This is a genomic window from Sphingobium yanoikuyae (assembly GCF_034424525.1).
Taxonomy (GTDB): Bacteria; Pseudomonadota; Alphaproteobacteria; order Sphingomonadales; family Sphingomonadaceae; genus Sphingobium; species Sphingobium yanoikuyae.
The window spans coordinates 4,549,577-4,566,294 of sequence record NZ_CP139979.1; the positions used below are offsets into that span (position 1 = coordinate 4,549,577).

Below are 16,718 nucleotides of genomic sequence, written 5' to 3' on the forward strand. Positions count from 1 at the left end.
AACTCCAGGAGAGGACATCATGGCTTCGACAGACAGGTACGATGCGATCGTCATCGGTTCGGGCATCAGCGGCGGCTGGGCCGCCAAGGAATTGACGGAAAAGGGGCTGCGGGTGCTGATGCTCGACCGCGGCCATATGGTCGAACATGGCGAGGATTATACCTATGACGGCAAGCCCGCCTATGAGGTGCCCGCTCGCAACATCATGCCCGACCCGCTCAAGCAGAGCGATTATTTCATCGCCCAGCATGGCTATGTCGCGCCCAGCAACCAGGCCTTCTACAATAATGACCGCCTGAACCCCTATGATTATGGCGCGGGTAGCAAATTCTACTGGATCCGCCCCGCGGCGGTCGGCGGCAAGTCGCTGATCTGGGGCCGCTGGAGCTTCCGCTGGAGCCCGGCCGATTTCGAGGCGAACAAGCGCGAGGGCATCGGTGGCGACTGGCCGATCCGCTATGAAGATCTGGTCCCCTGGTACAGCTATGTCGAAAAATATATCGGCGTATCGGGATCACGCGAGAATCTGGCCTATCTGCCCGACAGCGAATTCCAGCCGCCGATGCCGATGAACATCGCGGAAAAATGGATGAAGCAGCGGCTGGAAACGCAATTCCCCGGCCGCAAGATGATCAATGCGCGCCTGTCCAACATGACCGAGGACAAGCCCGAGCAGAACCGCACCAAATGCCAGCTGCGCAACCAGTGCGGCAATGGCTGCTCCTTCGGCGCCTATTTCTCGACCCAGGCGGTCACCCTGCCCGCCGCGCGCGCGACCGGGCGGCTGACCTTGCGGTCCGACGCGGTCGTCACCAACCTCGATTATGATCCGGCGACCAAGAAGGTCAGCGGCGTGCGCTTCGTCGATGCCAAGACCGGACAGGCCGAAACCGTGACCGCGCGGCTGGTGTTCCTGTGCGCGTCAGCCCTGGCCTCGACCCAGATCCTGATGAACTCGCGTCCGGCGGGCAGCGGCAAGAGCCATTTCGACAGCAGCGGGACGCTGGGCCGCTATGTCATGGACCATATCTTCCGCGTCGGCGTGAAGGGCGACATTCCCGGCATGGAGGAGTTCATCGAATATGGCCGCCGCCCCGGCGCCATCTATGTCCCGCGCTTCCGCAACAATGGCGACAGCGAGGATGTCGGCTTCAAGCGCGGCTATGGCTATCAGGGCGGCGCCTATCGCGAACCGTCCAAGCCGGTCGGCTTCGGCGCATCGATGAAGCAGGGCATGCGCAAATATGGCGGCTGGAAATTCCAGATGGGCGCCTTTGGCGAATGCCTGCCCTATGAGGATAATTATGTCGCGCTGAGCCCCGACAAGACCGACCGGTTCGGCATGCCGCTGATGCAGTTCAACGTCACCTTCCGCGACAATGAGATGCGGATGATGGCGGACGCGCGCGAACAGGGCGAAAAGATGCTGCGTGCGGCGGGCCTGACCAACGTCACCAGTTCGGTCCGCGAACATGTGCCGGGCGACGCCATCCACGAAATGGGCGGCGCACGCATGGGTGCCGATCCGCGCGCATCGGTGCTCAACCAGTGGAGCCAGGCGCATGATGCCAGCAATCTGTTCGTCACCGACGGCGCGCAGATGGCGTCCATCTCCTGCGTCAATCCGTCGCTGACCTTCATGGCGCTGACCGCCCGCGCGGTCGACCATGCAGTCAAGGAAATGAAGGCAGGCCGGGTCTGACAGCGTCGGCCCACTCCCGACGCTGTGCTGCGCCGCAAAACCGGCTATCAGGGGCCATGAGGATGAGCTTCTGATGGCCCGGCGGCGGGAAAATGGCGTGACGATCCGCGCCGTGGCGGAACGGGCCGGCGTGTCGGCGATGACGGTATCCAACGTCATCAACGGCGCCGGCCGCGCCAGCGCGACCACGATCGCGACGGTGCAGGCGGCGATCGCGGAACTGGGCTATGTGCCCAATCTGGCCGCCCGTCGCCTGGCCAAGGCGCGGGCGACGACGGTGGGCCTCATCTACAGCAATCGGCGCACGCCCTTTCTCGATGCCGTTCTGGTCGGATCGCTGCGCGCGACCAATGCCAATGGGCTGCAACTGATCCTGCGCGACGGCGATGGCGTGACGCTGGACGAGGCCGAACGCATCGCCCAGGAACTGGTGCGCAGCGGCGCCGACGCACTGCTGCTGATCCCGCCCTTTGCCGAGCAGTTGAGCGGATCGGCGATATTGCCGGCGCTTGGCGTGCCCTTTGCCGCGATCGCCACCGGCACGCCGCTATCGGGCATATCGACGGTGCGGATCGACAATCAGGCGGCGATGGACGCGCTGACCCGGCGCGTCATTGCCGATGGCCATCGCCGCATCGCCTATGTCGCCGGCCCCGATCATTACAGCGTGGTCGCGGCCCGGCTCGACGGCTTCTACGCCGCCCTCCAGGACGCTGGCTTGCGCGTGGACGACAGTTTGATCGTCGAGCACAGCGCGTTCGACCATGCGTCCGGCATGGCGGCGGCGCAGGCGCTGCTCGCCCGGCCCGACCGGCCGACCGCGATCCTGTGCAGCAGCGACGATCTGGCGGCGGGCGTCATCGCCCAGGCCGGACAGATGGGGCTGACCCTGCCCCATGATCTGAGCGTCACCGGGTTCGACGATACCATCCTCGCCTCGCGCGTCTGGCCGCCGCTGACCGTGATCCGCCAGCCGGTCGAGGACATGGCCTTTCGCGCCACCCAATGCCTGATCGGCGCGCTCGGCAAGGGCGGGATGCGCGTCAGCGACGAGATATTCGACCATCAACTGGTGCAGCGCGCGTCGATCGCGCCGGCCAGCACTTAGGGTTTCACCGGGTGGCGCGGATCGCCGCCCTTTCAGCGACAGGGGACAGAGCATCATGGAAACGAGCAGAAGGGAATTGGCGGCGATGATGGCATTGGGCGGCGCAGGCATGGCCCTGTCCTCGACACAGGCCTCCGCACAGGCCGCGACCCCGGTTCAGGCCAAGCTGGTCCATCATGTCTTCTTCTGGCTGAAGCGGCCGGGCAACCAGGCCGATCGCGACCAGTTGATCGCCGGCCTGCGCACGTTGCGCGCGATCCCCGTGATCCGCGATCTGCAGATCGGCGTGCCCGCCAGCACCGAAAAGCGCGATGTGGTCGATTCTTCCTTCGACGTGTCGGAACTGATGGTCTTCGACAATGCGGTCGAGCAGAAAGTCTATCAGGACCACGAAATCCATCAGGCCTTCGTCAAATCCTGCGAGCATCTGTGGGCGAAAGTCGTGGTCTACGACATGCAGGTCGTGCCGGATCGCTGAGCCAAGCATCGCAAGGCGGCCCGATCGGCGCTAGGGTCGATCATCAGCCTGAACGAAAGAAGATCATGATTCTGCCGGATATTCTTGCCCCCACCTATGTCCAGATGCTGGGCGCTTTGTCGGCCTGGCTGGCCAAGGCCGAGGCCGGGAAACAGGATGGCATGGCCGATACATTGCCGGGCGCGCGGCTGGCGCCGGACATGTTCCCGCTGTCGACCCAGATCCGCTTCGCCTGCGTCCAGGCGCAGGAGGGCATGTACCGGTTGCGCGGCGAAGCCTTCCCTCCGCTGGTCGGGCAATTGCTCGATGAAGGCCGCAACGCGGGCGAGAATCCCGGATCGATCGCCGATGCGCAGGCGAGAATAGCCGAGACGATTGCGATCGTGGAAAGCCTGGCGGCGGATGTGCCGTCCATCGATCCGGCTGCGCCGATCGCCCATGCACTGCCGCAGGGCATGATCTTCGACCTCACCGCCGGCCAATTCGTCCGCGACTGGGCGCTGCCGCAATTCTACTTCCACATCATGACCGCCTACGCGATCCTGCGGGCGCAGGGCGTGGACCTGGGCAAGGTCGATTATGTGGCCCACATGTTCCCCTATTTGCGGCCCGGCACCCTGCCTGCGCAATGAGGTGACATAGCGGCGGCGGCGCATGCTGTGGTTCATGGCCATGGAGCCGCGTCGTGGCCCGTTTTCAGCATTGCCGTTCATCACCGGCCCGGCGCCAATCCTATGTCTCGGCAGACAGGGCATGGATCGGCAGCAGGGCCGCGCCGAAGGTGATCGGCGATCCATGCAGGTTCGATATTCTGACCGGCGGGCGGCGATGATGGACCGTGGTGACGAGGTCCGCCTGATGCAGGCGATCGGCCAGCCCCTGCAGGATGGTCGATGGCAAGGTGCCGGCCAGCACGATCGCCCCTGGATCGAGCCAGGCGAAGGCGGTGTTGCTGACCATCTGCAATTGCTCGGCCGCCCGGTCCAGCCAGATGTCGATCGTCGGTGCCTGGTCGGCAGCATGGAAATCAATGTCCGCGACCGAGGATAGGTCGCAACCATTGCTGCGGAGCATCGCCAGCAGATCCAGCGGGCTGGGACGCGGCAGATGCCCTGGAAACAGGCAGCCAATCTCGCCCGCGACGCCATATTGACCGCGCATCAGGCGCCCGTCGACAATGACGCCGGCGCCGATGCCGAAGCCCAGCAGCAGCACGACGATCGTGCCGAAATCGCGCAGCAGGCCACCCAGATAATATTCGGCGATCGCTGCGGCATTGGCATCATTCTCGATCCACAGCGGCCAGCCCATTTCGGCGGACAATATGTCGCGCAGCGGCGCATCCCGCCAGTTGGGCAGGACGTCGACGACGCTCCACCGATCGCCGGCCGGCGACAGGGATGGTCCCGGCACCGCGACGCCCAGACCCAGCATGCGGCGTCCCAGCAGGCCGTGCCGGTCCACCAGTTCATGCGTCATGCGCCGCACCTTGCGTGCAAAACCCTGGGGATCGATCGGCGCGACGGCCTCATGATGGGTGGCGATGGTGGCGCCGGTGAAATCGACCAGGGCGATGTCGATGAAGCCCTTGTGCGCCGTCGCGCCGACCGCATAGCCGCCATGGCCGGCCAGCCGCAGGGGAATGGCCGGGCGCCCGCGGCCCTGTGCTTCCGCGCCAGGCACTTCCTCCACCAGATTGAGCCCGATCAGGTCGCGCGACAGGCGGGTGAGGGCGGTCCCGCTGATCTCCAGCGCGGATGCTAGCGCGGAACGGGACAGTGGCCCCGACTTGCGCAGCATCTGCAGGATACGACGCTGGTCCTTGTCCAGAGTGGGAAATAGCATGATCGATCCCGCTATCGGTGAAAAGCGACGACCGGTTATGGGGATTTATTTATTTTCACAACAATAATTAAAAATGTCATATCGCACGGCCAGAGGCGCCCCGACCAATTCAGAGGGGACGCATCATGCTCAAGACTTTCCTTGCCTCCGGCACGGCGCTTGCCGCGCTTTGCACCATCACCACGCCCGCCCTGGCGCAGGTCGCCGCCGACGCTGCGCCCGCCGCCGAAGCGGCTGCCGATGCCGGCAACGGCCCCAACGACATCATCGTCACCGGCTCCACCCGCGCCCAGCGCCGCTTCGACGTATCCTATGCGATCAACACCATCTCGGCCGAGGATGTGGAGAAGATCGCGCCTGTCAATTTCGCCGACCTGATCGGCCAGCTGCCCGGCTTCCAGACCGAAATCACCGGCGGCGAAGTGCAGAATATCTACCGCATCCGCGGCCTGCCCAACGACGGCGGCTTCGTCAGCTTCCAGCAGGACGGCCTGCCGCTGTTCCATGAGAATGACGGCGTCTTCTTCCGCGGCGATGCGATCCTGAAACAGGATCTGATGACCGACCATGTGGAGGTCGTGCGCGGCGGCCCGGCCCCGGTCTATGCCAGCTATTCGGGCGCGATCATCAACGCCATCACCGTGACCGGCAGCGACGAAGCGCGCGGCAAGGCACAGGTTACGCTCGGCGACACCGGCCTCTATCGCCTCGACGCCTATCAGGCCGGGCCGCTCGGCAACGACACCTATTATGCGATCGGCGGCTTCATCCGCTATCATGACGGCTATCGCGACAATGGCTTCGCCAATGACAAGGGCGGCCAGCTGCGCGCCAATATCAAGCATGATTTCGACAATGGCTCGATCAAGCTGAACCTCAACTATGTGAACGACCACAACGTCTTCTATCTGCCGATCCCGATCTCCGACCCGCGCGATCCCAGCGTCTCGCTCGACAAATATATCGACTATTTCGACGGCACGATGAATTCGCCGGCGCTGCGCCACGTGAACCTCAAATATCGCGACGGCACCGGCCAGATCCAGAGCCGCACCGGCGACCTGTCGGATGGCCGCCATATGCAGATGGTCAATTTCGGCGCGCAATATGATGGCGATTTCGACGGCTGGCTGGTCTCGGCCAAGGCCGGCTACACCCAGGGCAAGCTCGATTTCAGCGCCTTCTACTCGACCACCAACCCGGCCGATGGCAACGCCTTTGCCGCCGGCTATCTCGCCCGCGCCACGGCGGCTTTCGGTGCGGTCGACCATTTCGGCTATACGCTGGCGGGCACCAACACCGTCTATGATCCCTATGCGGCGTCGGGCTTGGTGATGCAGGGCCAGTATCGCGACATCCACTCGAAATTCTATTCGGCCCAGGCCAATCTGTCGGTCGCCAAGAAGTTCGAGACCGGCTTTGGCACCCATGACCTCAAGCTCGGCCTCTATGGCAGCTTCTATGGCGAGGACAGCCGCACCCTCTATCAGAATTACCTGATCGAAGTGGCCGGCAAGCCGCGCACGCTGGACCTGGTCGCCTATAATGCCGCCGGCGCGGAAATCGGCCGCGTCACCGACAATGGCGTGCTCAACTATGCCGCCACCCTCAATCAGGGCGACAGCGACGCCCAGATGTTCGCCGTCTTCGCCAACGACACCTGGGAAATCGTGCCGGGCCTGCGCATCGACGCCGGCATCCGTCACGAACGCTACAGCTACAAGGGCTGGGCCGCGCTGACCGAGGCGGCTAATCTGGGCGACGCCAGCACCCTGGCGGACGACAGCACCCGCGCCTTCACCGGCGTGATCCTCAACCAGAAACTCAAGCCCAACGTCACCAACTGGACGGTCGGCGCCAATTACGACTTTTCCAGCCATGTCGGCATCTATGGCCGCGCCTCGCACCTCGAAACGCCGCCCAACGTCCAGACGGTGATGAGCATCAACCCGACCATCATCACGACCAAGGCCGACCAGTTCGAGGCCGGGCTGAAGCTCGCCTTCGGCCGCTCCTATCTCTACGTCACCGGTTTCTACACCAATTTCGATCCCTTGAACGCCAGCTTCCTGGCCTATGATCCGACCACGGGCCGCAACGATGTCAACGTGCCCTTCATCGGCGAGGCGCAGGTGAAGGGCGTCGAATTCGACGGCAAGCTGGCGCTGACCAACTGGTTCTCGCTCAATGGCGCGCTCACCATCAGTGACCCCAAATACAAGAATTTCGAAAGCTCGACCGGCGCCGATCCGGAGCAGGCCGAAGGCAACCAGATCGTCCGCCAGCCCAAGGTCTACGGCAATATCCGGCCCAGCTTCGACTTCCAGACGGGCGACACCGACGTGTCGGTCTATGGGCGCTACACCTATATGGGCAAGCGCTATGTCGACCTCTACAACAACACTGCGCTGCCGGCCTATGGCACGATCGGCGCCGGCATCACGGCGCGCCATGGCAGCTGGCAGGCTCAGATTGTGGGCGACAATCTGTTCAACGCCCATGGCCTGACCGAAGGCAATACCCGCACCGACTCGCTCAGCGGTCAGGGCAGTGCCGAGGCGATCTATGGTCGCCCGATCTTCGGCCGCAACTTCCGCCTCGTCATCAGCAAGTCCTGGTGATGGCCCGCCGCCTCGGCCGCGTCGCGGCGTCGTTGATGACGATGGCGGCGGTGGCGATCACGCCCGCCCCGGCTCTGGCCGGGGCGGCGCGCGACGCCGTGACGGAGGCGCTGTCGCGGCGCCTCTTTCCCGTGCTGGATGCCCTTGGACACGATCCGGCCGCCCTTGCCGCCTTCCGCGCCCGGCCGGACATGGACGCGCTGCTCCATGCCCGCGAAGATCGCCGCACGGCATGTGCCGGCGATGTCGATTGCGTAGCACAGGCCCATATCTGGACCCCGACCGAAATCGCCCTGATGGTGCAGGCTGCGCTATCGCTGCGTGACGTGCCGGTCGCGGACGATGGTGCCGGTGCGCAGATCCGCCGCGAGGTGGAGGGGATCAACGCCATCCTGCGCAGCTATGCGCTGGGGCAGGTGCCGGCCTATCCCGATATCGACGGCGCCGGCACGATCGACCCGCGCGAGCGCCAGGCCCGTCTGCGCGCCGCCGCCTGGATCGCGCAGACGCCGCGCAAGGGATCGGCCCAGGCGCTGGATTCCAGCATCGACTATGCCCTGGCCCTGCTCGACGTCAGCGACCGCACCGACGCGATCGGCTTCGAACCGCTGACCGGCGGCCTCAACGCCCCGGCCATGGCGCGGGCCAAAAATATCGACTGGAAACGCTATCGCTACAGCGCGCTGATCGTCACCGGCGTCGGCCCGGAAGTCGACGGCATGCCGCTGAGCCCGTTCGGCAAATATCATCTGCGCCTTGCCGCCAACCGCTTTGCCGACGGCGACGCACCCTTCCTGATCCTGACCGGCGGCCGCGCCCATCCGCGCGCGACCCGCTTTGCGGAGGCGCAGGAGATGCGCCAGGCGCTGATCGAGCGCTATGGCGTGCCGGCCGATGCCATCATCATCGAACCCTATGCCCGGCACACCACCACCAATTTGCGCAACGCCACCCGCCTGCTGATGGCGATGGCGGCGCCGCTGGACAAGGATACGCTGATCGTCTGCAATCCGGGGCAGAGCGCAATGATCGAAAATCCGCTGTTCGCGCAGCGCAACGACAAGGAACTGGGCTATCAGCCCGGTGCCATCGGCGCGCGCCTGACCCCCACCGAATTGCTGTTCCGCCCGTCGCGCCTGTCCGCGCGGGTCGATCCGCGCGATCCGCTCGACCCCTGAAGGGAGGCATGATGACACGTAAACTGACCTTGGCCCTGGCGCTCGGTGCGCTGGCGTTCAGCCCCGGCGCCGCCATGGCCTGGGGCGGCACCGCCCATGAAGTGATCGATCGCGCCGCGCTCGACGCCATCCCGCAGGACGGTCCCGTCTTCCTCAAGGCCTATACCGACTATATCGCCGCCTCCGCCTCGCTGCCCGACAGCTGGCGCGGGGATTCGGAGAATTTCTCCAAGATGGAGGAAGACCCCAATCATGGCTGGTTCCGCGAGCAGTTTCGCTTCGTGAAGCCGATCCCGCGCTCGCGCTACGAATTCATCCTGGCGCTCTACAAGCGCTATGAGACGATCAAGGACAGCGATCCGGCAACGGCCGCGCGCACCAATGTCCGCTGGACCGGCACTTTGCCCTATGCCGCGATCGAGGCCTATGACCGGCTCGTCGTCTGCATGCGCCATGTCCGCAAGGCGCAGGCCGAAGGGGGCGACATATCCATCCCGGCCCAACATTGCGCCTTCCAGACGATCCGCCTTGGCCATTATATCGGTGACGGCGCCCAGCCCCTGCATGACTCGATCCATTCGGATGGCTGGCGCGGCGGCAATCCCAGCGGCTACACCCGCGATCGCAGCATCCACGGCCGCTTCGAAAGCCAGTTCGTCGATGGCATGAAGCTGACCGTGGCGGATATCGCGCCGCGCATCGGTGCGCCCGGTCATCGCGACGGCGACATGTTCGACGCGATCCTCGCCTTCCTGGATCAGGCCGGCGATCGGATGGAATATGTCTATCAGCTGGAAAAGCGGGACGGCTTTGCCGACTTCGCCGACAAGGATGTGCGCGCCCTCGTCTATGAACGGACTGCTGCCGGCGCCGCCATGCTGCGCGACATGCTCTGCCGCGCCTGGGCCGAAAGCGCCAGTCCGCCGGCCAGGGTCGTGCCCGCGCCGCTCGATTTCTCCAACCCGCGCTTCAATCCGGAAACTGGATCGGCGCCCGACTGATCGCGTGCCTCCCGCCGTGCCAGCGCTGCAAGCAGCCGGGCATGGCGGGCATGGCCAAGGTCGAAGCGCCGCATCAGGAGGATCGCGCAAAGACTGCCAAGGACGGGAACGCCCAGTCCCAGGCCGAGCATGCCGGCCTGGACTGCCGCAGTCTGTGCCTGCCCCGGCACATAGCCCATCAGGCCAAGTGTCCAGCCGGTCAGACTTGAGAAGGCGGCACCGCTTGCCTTGACCACGACGAGGTAGAAGGCGAACAGGCCTGTCTCGAAGCGCCTGCCATGGCGCCATTCCACCACATCGACGGCATCGGCCAGCAACCCCCATGGCAGCATGAACATGCTGGCGAGGCCGACGCCGATCACCGCCGCACAGATGGCCAGGGCAGGTGGCCAGGACAGGCAGGCGGCAAAACCCGCCAGCCCGATGATGCTGACCCCATGCCCCATGGCGAGCAGGGCGCTCTTGCTGAAACGTCTGGTCATGGCGGTCCACAGGACCACGCCTGCGAATTGGCCGATCGTCACGGCCAGCAGCAAGGTCGCGACAAGATCGGGGCGGCGGACGACATAGCTGCCGATATAGAGCAGGGAGCGTCCGAACGCCGGTGCGGCAAATCCGGTGAGCAGGGCCAGAAGAGCCAGTGCCCCGACCATCGGGTCGCGAAACGGGATGTCGATGCCGTCCTGCCTTGCGCTTTGCCGGGCGGTGCGGGCCGCACCACCGCTTGGCTCGCCGCCGCAGGTCCATGCGCACAGGATCATCGTCAGGGCAAAGACGGCGCCCGTCGCCGCGCCGGTGAGCGCCAGCCGATCGAAGGACCGGGTATTGCCCGCATCTTGCACCAGCGGCGTCAACAAGGTCGCGACAATCAGCGCGCTCGCCGTACTGAACAGCAGTCGATAGCCCGAAACACGGCCGCGCGCGCTGCTGTCGCTGGTCACTTGCGCCATCAGCGCATTGTGCGGCACGTCGATGATGGCATAGGCGCCCCGAAATATCAGCAAGGCCATGGCCAGCATCCATAGCTGTCGGGCGCCAAGCAACGGCATGGCATAGAGCAGGGCGAAGGCGATCGCGCAGGGCGTTGCTGCGACCGCCACCATCCAGCGATAGCCCTTGCCGACATGCCGCAGGCGGATCGTCAGCCGCGCCGCCAGCAGATCGAAGATCAGGTCGCCGCACAGCGCGGCGAGCATCAGCCATCCCGCCGTCGTCGCGCCAAGGTTCAGCACGTCGCTCAGCAGGAACAATATCGTCAGATCCGCGCCGCTGAAAACCAGTGCCTTGCCGAAATTGCCGGAGGCATAGGCCAGCATGCGGCCATCGTCCCGTGTCCAGATCACCTCGATCGCCCCTGATGGTCGTGACCGCACGGGGAATTGCGGAATGCGTCGCGCCTAGAAGCGCATTCTTTCATTTGTGCGACAAGGGCGTTGGGAATGGGGCCGGTGGCTTATCGCCATTGGCAGCCCTGGACCACGCGACAGGGCGGGCCACAGGCGGATCAGGGCCGCGTGGCCGCAGCAGGAAAGCGCATGTGACAACGCGGCCTTGCTGCCCCCGAAGGGTGATTATCGCATCGATTTCTGGGAAAACTGGAGCGGGCGAAGGGATTCGAACCCTCGACCCCAACCTTGGCAATTCGCCCGAAGCGTATTTTCTGTCTTTTTCGATTTTATCCTAGAACGGCAAAAAGCACGCATTTCTGCCGTTTATTTGCGATCGGGACTCGTCAGTGTTATCCTGCCCTACGCTCGGATTTGACCTCCAGGACTTATAAAATAAGCAAAATCAGGTCGAAATCCGGAAAAAGTAAGCAGATTTTTGGGTCATTTGGCAGGCGACTGAAATCATGGCGAAAATCACAAAAACTCTCATCGAAGCTCAGAAACCTTCGAAAGATGGGGTCAAGGGTTCGAATCATCTTCTATGGGACAGCGAGCTGCGTGGCTTCGGTGTTTCTATCGGCCAGAGCCGGCGAAGTTTCGTCGTTCAGTACCGTTTGCCGAACGGACAGAGCCGTCGAAAGGTGATCGGTCGGTTCGGGTTGATGACCGTGGAGGAAGCCAGGCGGCAGGCTCGCATCATCCTTGGCGATGTCGCCAATGGGCGAGACCCTGTCGAGGATGCCCGGTCGAGCGGGCAGGGCTATACTGTAGACCAGATTTGTGACTGGTACCTTGAGCGAGCCTCAGCCGGCAAAATCATCGGCAGAAGCCGCAAACCGATCAAGGCATCCACTCTGACGATGGATCGAAGTCGTGTCGATGCCCACATCCGTCCGTTGCTAGGCCACAGAATAATTGCCACATTGAAGCTCGGTGATATCGAAGGCGCCCAAGCCGACATCGCTGCTGGTGCGACCTCCAAGCCCAGGGTGGGCAGTCGGGGGGGAGCCACCAAAGGCGGCGAAGGCGTAGCCTCGCGCTGCATGTCTACGCTTCACTCGATTTTCGAACATGCCGTGCGACTTGGCGAAATCGAAAAAAATCCCGCGAGGGGCATTCGCAGAATTGCGAGCACGCCCAAAATGAGGTGGCTCTCTCAGGCTGAGATCAGGAAACTCGGCATAGCGCTCAGAGAAGCTGAGGCAGATGACGAGCATCCTACCGGGATAGCCGTGATCCGATTGCTGTTGCTGACTGGCTTTCGTCGGCTCGAAGCACTCAGTCTTGAGCGCGACTGGCTCCTTGATGAGGAGAGCGCGATTCACTTCAGGACGACAAAAACGGGGGCGCAACGACGCGTGATAGGTCAGCCTGCTCTCCAGCTTCTTTCGGCGCAAGCCGATTCGGGTTCGCGATATTTCTTCCCAGCCGATTGGGGAGAAGGCCACTTCATCGGCATAGTGCGGGTCTTGGATAGAATTTGCCATCGAGCAGGACTCGAAGGCGTGACACCGCATGTCTTGCGCCACACTTTCGCAAGTGTCGCAGGCGGGCTTGGCTACTCCGAACTCACGATTGCGGCACTGCTGGGACACGCGTCCCGCGGCGTCACGCAGCGCTACATCCATATCGACGAGCCGCTGCGCGCGGCCGCAACGGCGGTAGCCGAGTATATCGATGAACTTTTGCGAGGGTGCAGATGATCGCCCTCCACCATCATGACATGGAGATGAGCCCCTTATACGAGGTCGGCCGTTTTTCAGCGAAGCCTCTCCGCCAGAGCGATGGCTCTTTTTCGCTACCAGACGTTATCAGCCTGCAACTATTCCGAAGAATGTGATGGTGGCCTCTTCGTGCCAAGGAGGCGAGCCGGATCATCCCAAGCGGTGAGACATATGAAAGAGGCAGATGCCCAGAAGCGCGATGCTTTGGTCCCGCAAAGCGCAGCCCTATTCAGCGGCAGGACGGAAACCGCCCAGTTAGCATCCCCAATCATCAATGGCTCTTCGATTACCTTCGTTTGTGCTTCGACGCGCGGAGCCGCGGCCCTCGACGCGAGCTCGCTCAGGGCGCGGCCCAGGAAAGCGCAGGACTGTGGCGGCGACAATATCCCCGATGCCACTCTCACAGCACAGATGATCCAGGCCTGGCGGGCTGGCACAGTCGACCGGGCTCGAAATGAATTTCATTCCTGCCGCCTCCACATTCGCATCGATCACAGGACGCGCGAACAATGAAGCGCGCGATAATCCTTGCCGTTTCTCTCCTCGCCGCATGCGATATATTGCCTCGCGATCCGGCCGGCACATCGAAGCGGATTGCTGAGCGACGAAGCTTCACGGTCGCACTCGCCGATCCCACTGTGCACGAAGCGGCACAAGTCCGGACGCTGGTACATGAAATCGAGCGGCGAACCCGCGCGAAGGCACAATGGCGGCCAGGCGCGGGCGAGGTACTTTTCCAGCAGCTTGACGACGGTACGATTGACCTGGTGATCGGACGTTTTTCGGCCGAGAGCCCCTGGGCGATGGATGTGGCATTTGGTCCGCCTCTCTCGACGACGGGAACGAAAGACGTGCCGCTGCAACTCAAGGCGGCCATGCGCAACGGCGAGAACCGGTGGATCATGACAGTCGAGCGTGCGAGCCGCGCGATTTCGCAGGAGGCGCGCGACGAATGAGCGATACAAGTCTTCCCGATGAGCTGCGCGAGACGATGGCGCGGGCGGTGCGCCTGGAATATTGGAACATCTTCTGGACTCTAACCATCATCGTGACGATGGGCCTAGTGCTTGGTCAGAGCCAGACGATGAAGACCGCGTGGATAGAGGACACGCTGGGCCTGGTTCCGCCTGTCATGTTCCTGATCGCCGCGCATATGGAGCGTCGCGCCCATCGATCGCGCCGCTTTCCTTTCGGTTTCGAGCGGGTCAACGGCCTTGGTTTCTTTGTGGCGGCTGTTGCACTGACTGCCGTCGGCGCGCTGCTTCTCTACAATGCGGTGATGGCGCTGGGCTCGCAGGAGCACGCAACCGTCGGATCGATCGTCATTCTGGGGCATGATATCTGGTTGGGATGGCTGATGATCGCCGCCCAGATCTACTCCCTCATCCCGCCGCTCTTCATCGGCCGGAAGGAACTTCCGCTGGCGCAGGCTCTCAACGACAAGCTGCTGCATACCGACGCACTCATGAACAAGGCCAATTGGCTGACCGGGGCGGCGGGGCTCGCCGGTGTCATTGGGCTGGGGCTTGGCTGGTGGTGGGCTGACGCGTTGGCAGCAGCAATCATTTCGCTCGATGTCCTTAATGACGGTATCAAGGCGTTGCGCTCTTCCACGGCAGAACTGGTCGATGGTGCGCCGAGGGCGCTTTCCAGCACTGATCTTTCGGATGATGCGCAAAGCCTGTGTGATCGCCTCAGCGCTGAATTTCCCGGTGCCACGATACGGCTGCGGGAAACCGGCCGCCTTATTCGCGCCGAAGTGCATGACACGCATCCACCGGGCGAATGCCGTCACCCGCGCCATTATTGGCCGGAGGGTGAGGACAGGGCGTGGCGGTTGGCACAGGTGAGCTTCATCCCGCCTGTTGGACGCGAGGAAGGAAATTAGGCCGGCGGTGTTTGTCGCACGGCATCCGACTGCTTTTCCGGCCGGATGTAAATGGACGTCAGATCGGGGACGCAAGCCTTCATTTCGCGTTCAATATCCTCGATCAGACGCTCTGCATCTCCCATCGGCAGATCGTCGACGAAATCAGCACTGATCGCTACGAAAACGGCATCAGGCGCGGTATGGATCGTACGGACATGATTGACCGCACTGATCTGCGACCGCTTGGCGAGAATGGTCCATAAAGCCGAAATGATCGCCGGGTCGGCGCTTTCACCGATCAACAGGCCCTTGGCTTCGCGCGCAAGCAGAATAGCGACGCCAGCCAGAATGAGACCAATGGCAATCGATGCAAAACCGTCAATCCGTGGATTTGCGAAATAGTGGCTGGCCCAGACGCCGATGCCTGCAATGGCGAGGCCGATCAGCGCAGCGCTGTCCTCGAACAGGACAATGAACCCGGCGGGATCCTTGGATCGGCGGATCGATTGCCACCAACTGCTGGCACCGCGCTTGCCGTTGAATTCTCGCACCGCAATGAACCAGCTTGTTCCTTCAAGCAGCACAGCGACACCCAACACCACATAATTGATCGTCGGATCACGCAAGGGCTCAGGATCGGCGATGTGCAACCAGCCCTCGTAGATCGAAACGCCCGCGCCGACGGCAAAGATCAGGATCGCGACGACGAAGGCCCAGAAATAGAGTTCGCGGCCATAGCCGAAGGGATGGGTGGCGTCGGCGGGACGTCTGGCCTTTGCCTGACCATAGAGCAGCAGAACCTGATTTCCGCTGTCGACCAGCGAGTGGACACCCTCGGTCAGCATGGAAGAAGAGCCACTGATCGCCGCCGCCACGAACTTGGCGACCGCTATCCCGACATTGGCGAAAAGCGCGCCGTAGAGGACGATATTCTCGCGGATTTTGCGTGACAAACCGGCCATCGCGTTCAGCCTGGATAAGGGCTAGACTGAAGCAGGCTTGCGAGATGCGCGGCATTGCCGGCGACCATTTTCGCCGTCTTCATTACCGCCTCCGGCGTCTCGCCGAGATCCTTGAAATCGACCGCCCCCATCGCTTCGCCGACCCAATAGCAGGCCGCAACAGCGGGGATCGTCCAGCCCACATCGTTCAAAGCCTGGAACAGCTGAGCGGAGCAGAAGTGGGCGCCATCTTCATTACCCACGATTGCTGCGACAGCGACCTTCCCATAGCTCGGCATCCGACCCTCATCGTCGGTCTCGGAGAGGAAAGCATCCATCCGTTCCAGGACGCGTTTGGCGATGCTGCTGATTTGCCCCATCCAGATCGGTCCTCCGAAGATCACAATGTCATGAGCGAGTATCTTCTCGCGCAGTCCAGGCCACGCATCGCCATCCCCTTCGTCGGAGCTAACGCCTGGGCTGATGTCAAGGGCTGCAACCCGGACCGTTTCGCTGACCGTCACATCATTCTTGCTGAAGGCCCTCGTCAACACGGCGATCATCGCGTCGGTCGAACTCTCCTGGCGGGAGTCCGCCTTGAGCGTGCAGTTAAGCGCCAGCGCCTTGAGCGGCATGTGTCATCTCCTTGAGGGGCCAGGATCAGCAGAACGCGCCCATCCCTTCTTCGCGGAAAGAACACCTGGGCGCGTAATGGGTTCTGCGGATCGAGGGAGAATTGGCTGCGCGATGCCGCTGCTGTGCAACTTCCGCGTGCGCGAAAGTTCAGCGACACGCCCCGATCAGGTGCCGGTGCCAGATGGTAGCAACATGAAGATGAGTGATTTGCCTTGCCACCCCATGG

At 63.1% G+C, this 16,718-nt stretch carries 13 protein-coding genes and 1 pseudogene; 10 read left to right on the top strand and 4 right to left on the bottom strand.

Going from position 1 to position 16,718, the window contains the following annotated elements; translation table 11 throughout:
- The first annotated feature begins 19 nt into the window (after window positions 1-19).
- The 4 genes from U0025_RS21100 (at window position 20) to U0025_RS21115 (ending at window position 3,920) form a co-directional block, all read left to right on the top strand.
- Window positions 20-1,702: a GMC oxidoreductase gene (locus tag U0025_RS21100; RefSeq protein ID WP_004209527.1), complete on the top strand. Its 1,683-nt coding sequence runs from the start codon at window positions 20-22 to the stop codon at window positions 1,700-1,702.
- Between the two features lie 73 nt (window positions 1,703-1,775).
- On the top strand, window positions 1,776-2,810 hold the full coding sequence (locus tag U0025_RS21105; RefSeq protein ID WP_004209528.1) for a LacI family DNA-binding transcriptional regulator: 1,035 nt from the start codon (window positions 1,776-1,778) through the stop codon (window positions 2,808-2,810).
- Window positions 2,811-2,865: 55 nt separating this feature from the next.
- On the top strand, window positions 2,866-3,288 hold the full coding sequence (locus U0025_RS21110; protein ID WP_004209529.1) for a Dabb family protein: 423 nt from the start codon (window positions 2,866-2,868) through the stop codon (window positions 3,286-3,288).
- 65 nt (window positions 3,289-3,353) lie between these two features.
- Window positions 3,354-3,920 carry a DUF1993 domain-containing protein gene (locus U0025_RS21115; RefSeq protein ID WP_004209530.1) on the top strand — a complete coding sequence of 189 codons (567 nt, stop codon included), beginning with the start codon at window positions 3,354-3,356 and terminating at the stop codon, window positions 3,918-3,920.
- Window positions 3,921-4,020: 100 nt separating this feature from the next.
- Here U0025_RS21115 and U0025_RS21120 read toward each other — a convergent pair whose 3' ends face one another.
- Complete coding sequence (locus tag U0025_RS21120) at window positions 4,021-5,133, bottom strand: ROK family transcriptional regulator (RefSeq protein WP_004209531.1); 1,113 nt, start codon at window positions 5,131-5,133, stop codon at window positions 4,021-4,023.
- A gap of 125 nt (window positions 5,134-5,258) precedes the next feature.
- Between U0025_RS21120 and U0025_RS21125 the strand changes: the two genes are divergently transcribed.
- The 3 genes from U0025_RS21125 to U0025_RS26135 are packed head-to-tail and all read left to right on the top strand — an operon-like array spanning window position 5,259 to window position 9,933.
- Complete coding sequence (locus tag U0025_RS21125) at window positions 5,259-7,754, top strand: TonB-dependent receptor (protein ID WP_004209532.1); 2,496 nt, start codon at window positions 5,259-5,261, stop codon at window positions 7,752-7,754.
- A complete protein-coding gene (locus tag U0025_RS21130) occupies window positions 7,754-8,932 on the top strand; it encodes a YdcF family protein (protein WP_004209534.1) in 1,179 nt (392 codons plus the stop codon). The genes U0025_RS21125 and U0025_RS21130 overlap by 1 nt, the downstream gene beginning before the upstream one ends.
- 8 nt (window positions 8,933-8,940) lie before the next feature.
- A complete protein-coding gene (locus tag U0025_RS26135; RefSeq protein WP_312312714.1) occupies window positions 8,941-9,933 on the top strand; it encodes a phospholipase C/P1 nuclease family protein in 993 nt (330 codons plus the stop codon).
- A 68-nt stretch (window positions 9,934-10,001) separates the two neighbouring features.
- Here U0025_RS26135 and U0025_RS21135 read toward each other — a convergent pair.
- Window positions 10,002-11,249: pseudogene (locus U0025_RS21135) on the bottom strand (MFS transporter); the annotation flags it as partial.
- A 536-nt stretch (window positions 11,250-11,785) separates the two neighbouring features.
- On the opposite strand from U0025_RS21135, the gene U0025_RS21140 reads away from it, so the two are divergent.
- The 3 genes from U0025_RS21140 (at window position 11,786) to U0025_RS21150 (ending at window position 14,933) form a co-directional block, all read left to right on the top strand.
- Window positions 11,786-13,024 carry a tyrosine-type recombinase/integrase gene (locus U0025_RS21140; protein ID WP_004209538.1) on the top strand — a complete coding sequence of 413 codons (1,239 nt, stop codon included), beginning with the start codon at window positions 11,786-11,788 and terminating at the stop codon, window positions 13,022-13,024.
- A 530-nt stretch (window positions 13,025-13,554) separates the two neighbouring features.
- Window positions 13,555-14,001 (top strand): hypothetical protein, encoded by a 447-nt coding sequence (locus U0025_RS21145; RefSeq protein WP_004209539.1) that lies wholly within the window; start codon window positions 13,555-13,557, stop codon window positions 13,999-14,001.
- Between the two features lie 35 nt (window positions 14,002-14,036).
- A complete protein-coding gene (locus U0025_RS21150; RefSeq protein ID WP_257010962.1) occupies window positions 14,037-14,933 on the top strand; it encodes a cation transporter in 897 nt (298 codons plus the stop codon).
- On the opposite strand, the gene U0025_RS21155 is transcribed toward U0025_RS21150, so the two are convergent.
- Together U0025_RS21155 and U0025_RS21160 are read right to left on the bottom strand one after the other, a co-directional pair.
- Window positions 14,930-15,877 (bottom strand): cation diffusion facilitator family transporter, encoded by a 948-nt coding sequence (locus U0025_RS21155; RefSeq protein WP_004209541.1) that lies wholly within the window; start codon window positions 15,875-15,877, stop codon window positions 14,930-14,932. The two genes, U0025_RS21150 and U0025_RS21155, sit on opposite strands and share 4 nt — an antisense overlap.
- A 5-nt stretch (window positions 15,878-15,882) precedes the next feature.
- Window positions 15,883-16,491: a flavodoxin family protein gene (locus tag U0025_RS21160; RefSeq protein ID WP_004209542.1), complete on the bottom strand. Its 609-nt coding sequence runs from the start codon at window positions 16,489-16,491 to the stop codon at window positions 15,883-15,885.
- Window positions 16,492-16,718: the final 227 nt, after the last annotated feature.

What these genes read in the sequence shown, in the direction of transcription:
- U0025_RS21125 (WP_004209532.1), top strand. Translation starts at nt 5,259, where the DNA reads ATGCTCAAGACTTTCCTTGCCTCCGGCACGGCGCTTGCCGCGCTTTGC.
- U0025_RS21140 (WP_004209538.1), top strand. Translation starts at nt 11,786, where the DNA reads ATGGCGAAAATCACAAAAACTCTCATCGAAGCTCAGAAACCTTCGAAA.
- U0025_RS21155 (WP_004209541.1), bottom strand. Translation starts at nt 15,877, where the DNA reads ATGGCCGGTTTGTCACGCAAAATCCGCGAGAATATCGTCCTCTACGGC.
- U0025_RS21115 (WP_004209530.1), top strand. Translation starts at nt 3,354, where the DNA reads ATGATTCTGCCGGATATTCTTGCCCCCACCTATGTCCAGATGCTGGGC.
- U0025_RS21120 (WP_004209531.1), bottom strand. Translation starts at nt 5,133, where the DNA reads ATGCTATTTCCCACTCTGGACAAGGACCAGCGTCGTATCCTGCAGATG.
- U0025_RS21145 (WP_004209539.1), top strand. Translation starts at nt 13,555, where the DNA reads ATGAAGCGCGCGATAATCCTTGCCGTTTCTCTCCTCGCCGCATGCGAT.
- U0025_RS21105 (WP_004209528.1), top strand. Translation starts at nt 1,776, where the DNA reads ATGGCCCGGCGGCGGGAAAATGGCGTGACGATCCGCGCCGTGGCGGAA.
- U0025_RS21150 (WP_257010962.1), top strand. Translation starts at nt 14,037, where the DNA reads ATGGCGCGGGCGGTGCGCCTGGAATATTGGAACATCTTCTGGACTCTA.
- U0025_RS21100 (WP_004209527.1), top strand. Translation starts at nt 20, where the DNA reads ATGGCTTCGACAGACAGGTACGATGCGATCGTCATCGGTTCGGGCATC.
- U0025_RS21110 (WP_004209529.1), top strand. Translation starts at nt 2,866, where the DNA reads ATGGAAACGAGCAGAAGGGAATTGGCGGCGATGATGGCATTGGGCGGC.
- U0025_RS21160 (WP_004209542.1), bottom strand. Translation starts at nt 16,491, where the DNA reads ATGCCGCTCAAGGCGCTGGCGCTTAACTGCACGCTCAAGGCGGACTCC.
- U0025_RS21130 (WP_004209534.1), top strand. Translation starts at nt 7,754, where the DNA reads ATGGCCCGCCGCCTCGGCCGCGTCGCGGCGTCGTTGATGACGATGGCG.
- U0025_RS26135 (WP_312312714.1), top strand. Translation starts at nt 8,941, where the DNA reads ATGATGACACGTAAACTGACCTTGGCCCTGGCGCTCGGTGCGCTGGCG.